Raw genomic sequence first — 4,403 nt, forward strand, 5'->3', positions numbered from 1 at the left:
CCGCCGCCCGCGCCCGCGCCCCCGGCGCACCGCGCACCGGAGAGCCGCCCGCCACCAGCCTGCCCTCCGCGTTCATCGAGGAGCTGGCCAACCCCCTCACCCCGGTGCTCGCCGCCGGGGCCGCACTGGCCGCGGCCGTGGGATCGCGCACCGACGCCGCCCTGGTGGCCGCCATCACCGGCACCTCCGCGCTGGTCGGCGGAATCCAGCGGGTCAGGACCGAACGCGCCCTGGCGGAGCTGTTCGCCCGCTCCGCCATCGGCGCACGGGTGCGCCGCGGCGGCACCGAGCGGCTGGTCGCCGCCGGTGACCTGGTGGCCGGCGACATCGTCGCGCTGCGCCCCGAGGACGTGGTGCCCGCCGACTGCCGGCTGCTGGAGGCCGAGGGCCTGGAGATCGACGAATCGTCGCTGACCGGCGAATCCCTCCCGGTGGCCAAGGACCCGGCGCCGGTGGCCGCCGCGGACATCACCGGACGCCGCTCGATGCTCTACGAAGGCACCACCGTCTCCGCCGGGCGGGCGGTGGCCGTCGTGGTGGCCACCGGCACCTCCACCGAGGTCGGCCGCAGCCTCGCCACCGCGCGCCAGGCCGCGCCCGTCACCGGCGTGGAGGCCCGGCTGGGCAGGCTCACCCGGGCCAGCCTGCCCATCGCCCTCGGCTCCGCGTCCGCGGTGTCCGTGGCCGGGCTGCTGCACGGCCGCAAGCTGACCGACACGCTCGCTCAGTCGGTGAACCTCGCCGTCGCCTCCGTACCCGAAGGGCTGCCCTTCCTGGTCAACGCGGCCCAGCTCGCCGCAGCCCGCCGGCTGGCCGACCTCGGCGCGCTGGTGCGCAACCCCCGCACCATCGAGGCGCTGGGCCGCGCCGACGTCCTGTGCTTCGACAAGACCGGCACCCTCACAGAGGGCAACCTCCAACTCGCGTCCGTCATCAGCGACGGAGAGGACCAACTGCCCGCCGACCGGCTCGACAACCCGCGCAAGGCCGTGCTCGCCGCCGCGCTGCGCGCCACCCCGCCGGCCAGGCAGGCCGAGCCCATGGCTCACCAGACCGACCGCGCGGTGATGGTCGGAGCCCGCCGCGCCGGCGTCGCCGTACGACACGGCGCCCCCCGCTGGCGGCGCACCGACTCACTGCCCTTCGAACCCTCCCGGGCCTACCACGCCACCGCCGGGCGCACCTCCCACCGCATGCTGCTCAGCGTGAAGGGCGCACCGGAGAACGTGCTGCTCCGCTGCACCCGCCGGCGGACCCGGGACGTACGGGCCCGGGACGTTCGGACCCCGCTGGACACCGCCGCCGCCAAGGAACTCGCCGACCGCGCCGAGGAGCTGGCCGGCGCGGGCCGCCGGATCCTGGCCGTGGCCGAGCGACCCATGGCCGACGACGAGGAGCTGACCGACGAGGCCGTACGGGACCTGGACTTCCTCGGCTTCATCGCGCTCGCCGACCCGGTCCGCACCAGCGCCGCCCCCGCCACCAGGCGGCTGCACGAGGCCGGTGTGCACACCGTGATGCTCACCGGCGACCACCCGGCCACCGCGGACGCCATCGCCGCGACCGTCAGCGACATCCCCGAACCGAAGGTGTGCACGGGCCCCGAACTGGACGAACTCGACGACGCCAGACTCGACGAACTGCTGCCCACCGTCGATGTGATCGCCCGGTGCAGCCCGCACCACAAGGTCCGCATCGTCCAGGCGTACCAGCGCGTCGGCCGGGTCGTGGCGATGACCGGCGACGGGGCCAACGACGCCCCCGCCATCCGCCTCGCGGACGTCGGAATCGCCCTCGGCCGGCGCGGCACGCCCGCCGCGACCGCCGCCGCCGACCTGGTCGTCGGCGACGACCAGCTGGAGACCATCGTCTCGGCGCTCATGGAGGGGCGGGCCATGTGGGCCTCGGTACGGGCCGCGCTCGCCATCCTCATCGGCGGCAACCTGGGAGAGGTCACCTTCAGCGTGGTCACCTCCGCGCTCACCGGCGGCACACCGCTGAGCGCCCGGCAGATCATGCTGGTCAACCTGCTCACCGACCTCGCGCCCGCACTCGCCATCGCGGTGCGCGAGCCGACCGGCCACACCGGTGAGCGGCTGCTGCGCGAAGGCCCGCACCGCTCCCTGGGCACCGCCCTGACCCGCGAGATGCTGCTGCGCGGCGCCATCACCGCCCTCGGCGCGGGCATGGCCTGGTCCGGCGCCCGGCTCACCGGCCGAGGGCGCCGCGCGAGCACGGTCGCGCTCGTCGCCCTCGTCGGCACCCAGCTCGCCCAGACCCTGGCCACCGGTGGCCTGGACCGGCACGTCCTGATCGCCGGGTTCGGCTCGGCGGCGGTCCTCGCGGGCATCGTCCAGACACCGGGCGTCAGCCAGTTCTTCGGCTGCACCCCGCTGGGCCCGGTGGCGTGGGGCATCACCATGGGCTCCATCGTCACGGCCACCCTGGTCGGCTCGGCGCTCACCCCGCTGGTGCGTGGCATGGCGGCCTAGGGCGAGGGCGTACGGCGTGCGGGGCTTACTACCGGTACGGCTCACCAGCGTACGGCTGAGAAGTCGATCGGCTGGGGCCTCAGCTTCCGCACCCGGTCCGTCAGCCCCGCCATGCGGCGGGCAGTCTCGGCGGCGGGCAGCCGCTTACGGTCCCCATGGCCGGGCAGCAGCCACTCGAAGCGCAGCCGTGGCACCGAGCGGACCAAGGACGCGGCCAGCACCTCGATGGAGTACCAGGTCACGCTCTCCACGACCTCGATATCCGCCGTCGTGCGCGACCAGTAGAGGCTGTCACCGCTGAAGCAGTACCGCTCGTCCGCGACGTACAGCACGCTGCCCTCCGTGTGCCCCGGGAGCGGATGGGCGACCACGCCCTCGGCCACCTCGACCGGCTCGACGCCGCGCAGCACACGGTCCGCGTCCGGCGCCGCGGCCAGATCGCCCTCGTGGATCCACAGCCGGGCGCCGAAGCGGTCCGCCCAGCGGCGGCCGTGCGCCGCGTGGTCGCGGTGGGTGAGCAGCACATCGGTCACCGGGCCCAGCGCCTCGTACCGCTCCGCCAGCGCCTCGCTCCAGCGCGGGGTGTCAACCATGACGCTCCCCGAACGGCGGCGCAGCAGATACGAGTTGGCGGCGGCGGTGTGCGTCGAGTTGTGTCCGCACAGCCAGACGGAGTCGTCCAGGGCCAGCGGAAACGGGTCGAGCGCCGGGTCGAGCCGCTGCCCGGAGGGAGGGCGGATCGACCGGGTGTGACAGGCATACGCGGCGGTGTGCAGCAGCCTGGTCTCCGCCTCGTCACGCGGCTGGCGCAACACCCGCGAACGGCCGCCGGCCTCGCCGATCAGCCCCGGGGCGAGCTGCCGCGCCACATCGCAGTTCGTACAGCGGTCGTCCACGTGCCAGCCGCCCTGTCGGCCGCTCTCGCCGAGGGGTGGCTGCGCCGTGTCGCTCATGGTCCGAGGTCCCTTCCGTCCGTGCGTCGATCACGGCCGGTGCGCGGCCGCTCACCCCATGCATATCCCGGGCGCGGCCCAAAAGAGAAGAGGGGCCGGACCTTGTTGTTTTCCGGGGAGGGGACTCTGAGCGACCGCGGCACGCGCGGAAGGTTTGTGGTGGTTTGTCGGTCAGCGGGTGTCGAGCGCCAGCCGGACCGCGAGCCCGCCGAAGATCACGGCCGACGCCCGCTCCAGCCGGCGGCGGAAGGAAGGCCGGCTGAGCAGCTTGTCCGCCAGGCTTCCGGCGGCCAGCCCGACCGTGGCGTCCACCGGCAGCCCGATCATGATGAACAGCCCGCCAAGCGTCAGCAGTTGCAGCCACACCGGCCACGCCCCATCGCCCACGGTCAGGAACTGCGGCAGAAACGCCAGGTAGAAGAGGATGACCTTGGGGTTGGCCACATTGGTGAGCGTCGCCATCAGATAGAGCTTGCGCAGCGGCCGACGGGGCGCGGCGGCCGGTGCGGGCCCCTGCCCGGCCTCGCCGGGCGTACGGCGGCCCGCCCGCCAAGAGGTGATGGCGAGGTAGACCAGAAACACCGCACCGGCCAGCCGCACCACCTCCAACGCCTCCGGAGCCGCCCGGAACAGCGCGCTCAGACCGAGCGCCGCGGCGAGCGTATGCACGGCCAGACCGGTCGACATCCCGAGCGCGGCCACCACCCCGGCGCGGCGGCCTCCGGCCGTGGCGTTGGCCACGATGAAGAGCATGTCGGGGCCGGGGGCGATGCTGAGCAGGAAGGCGGCCGCGACGAAGGCGGCGATGAGGGAGAGTTCCATGCGGCGAGTATCACCGCGGTGGTGAAGCTGGCCAAAGGCGTTTTCGTGGTGGCCGGGGTGTGGTGGGCGGTGCGTCGGGCGTGGGCGGTCGGTGAGCGGGGGCCCGGGCCGGGGGCCGAGGCCCGCGCTCACCGAC

3 protein-coding genes are annotated in these 4,403 nt (G+C 74.3%); 1 reads left to right on the plus strand and 2 read right to left on the minus strand.

Going from position 1 to position 4,403, the window contains the following annotated elements:
- A partial coding sequence (locus CCN51_RS49185; RefSeq protein ID WP_143676169.1) for a cation-translocating P-type ATPase occupies positions 1-2,492 on the plus strand: 2,492 nt, incomplete at its 5' end.
- A gap of 41 nt (positions 2,493-2,533) precedes the next feature.
- Here the strand turns inward: CCN51_RS49185 and CCN51_RS49190 are convergent.
- Positions 2,534-3,445 carry an MBL fold metallo-hydrolase gene (locus CCN51_RS49190; RefSeq protein WP_014181511.1) on the minus strand — a complete coding sequence of 304 codons (912 nt, stop codon included), beginning with the start codon at positions 3,443-3,445 and terminating at the stop codon, positions 2,534-2,536.
- 171 nt (positions 3,446-3,616) lie between these two features.
- Positions 3,617-4,267 carry a LysE family translocator gene (locus tag CCN51_RS49195; protein WP_014181512.1) on the minus strand — a complete coding sequence of 217 codons (651 nt, stop codon included), beginning with the start codon at positions 4,265-4,267 and terminating at the stop codon, positions 3,617-3,619.
- Positions 4,268-4,403 lie beyond the last annotated feature (136 nt).

Source organism: Streptomyces milbemycinicus, assembly GCF_002154605.1.
GTDB classification, from domain to species: Bacteria; Actinomycetota; Actinomycetes; order Streptomycetales; family Streptomycetaceae; genus Streptomyces; species Streptomyces milbemycinicus.

What these genes read in the sequence shown, in the direction of transcription:
- CCN51_RS49190 (WP_014181511.1), bottom strand. Translation starts at nt 3,445, where the DNA reads ATGAGCGACACGGCGCAGCCACCCCTCGGCGAGAGCGGCCGACAGGGC.
- CCN51_RS49195 (WP_014181512.1), bottom strand. Translation starts at nt 4,267, where the DNA reads ATGGAACTCTCCCTCATCGCCGCCTTCGTCGCGGCCGCCTTCCTGCTC.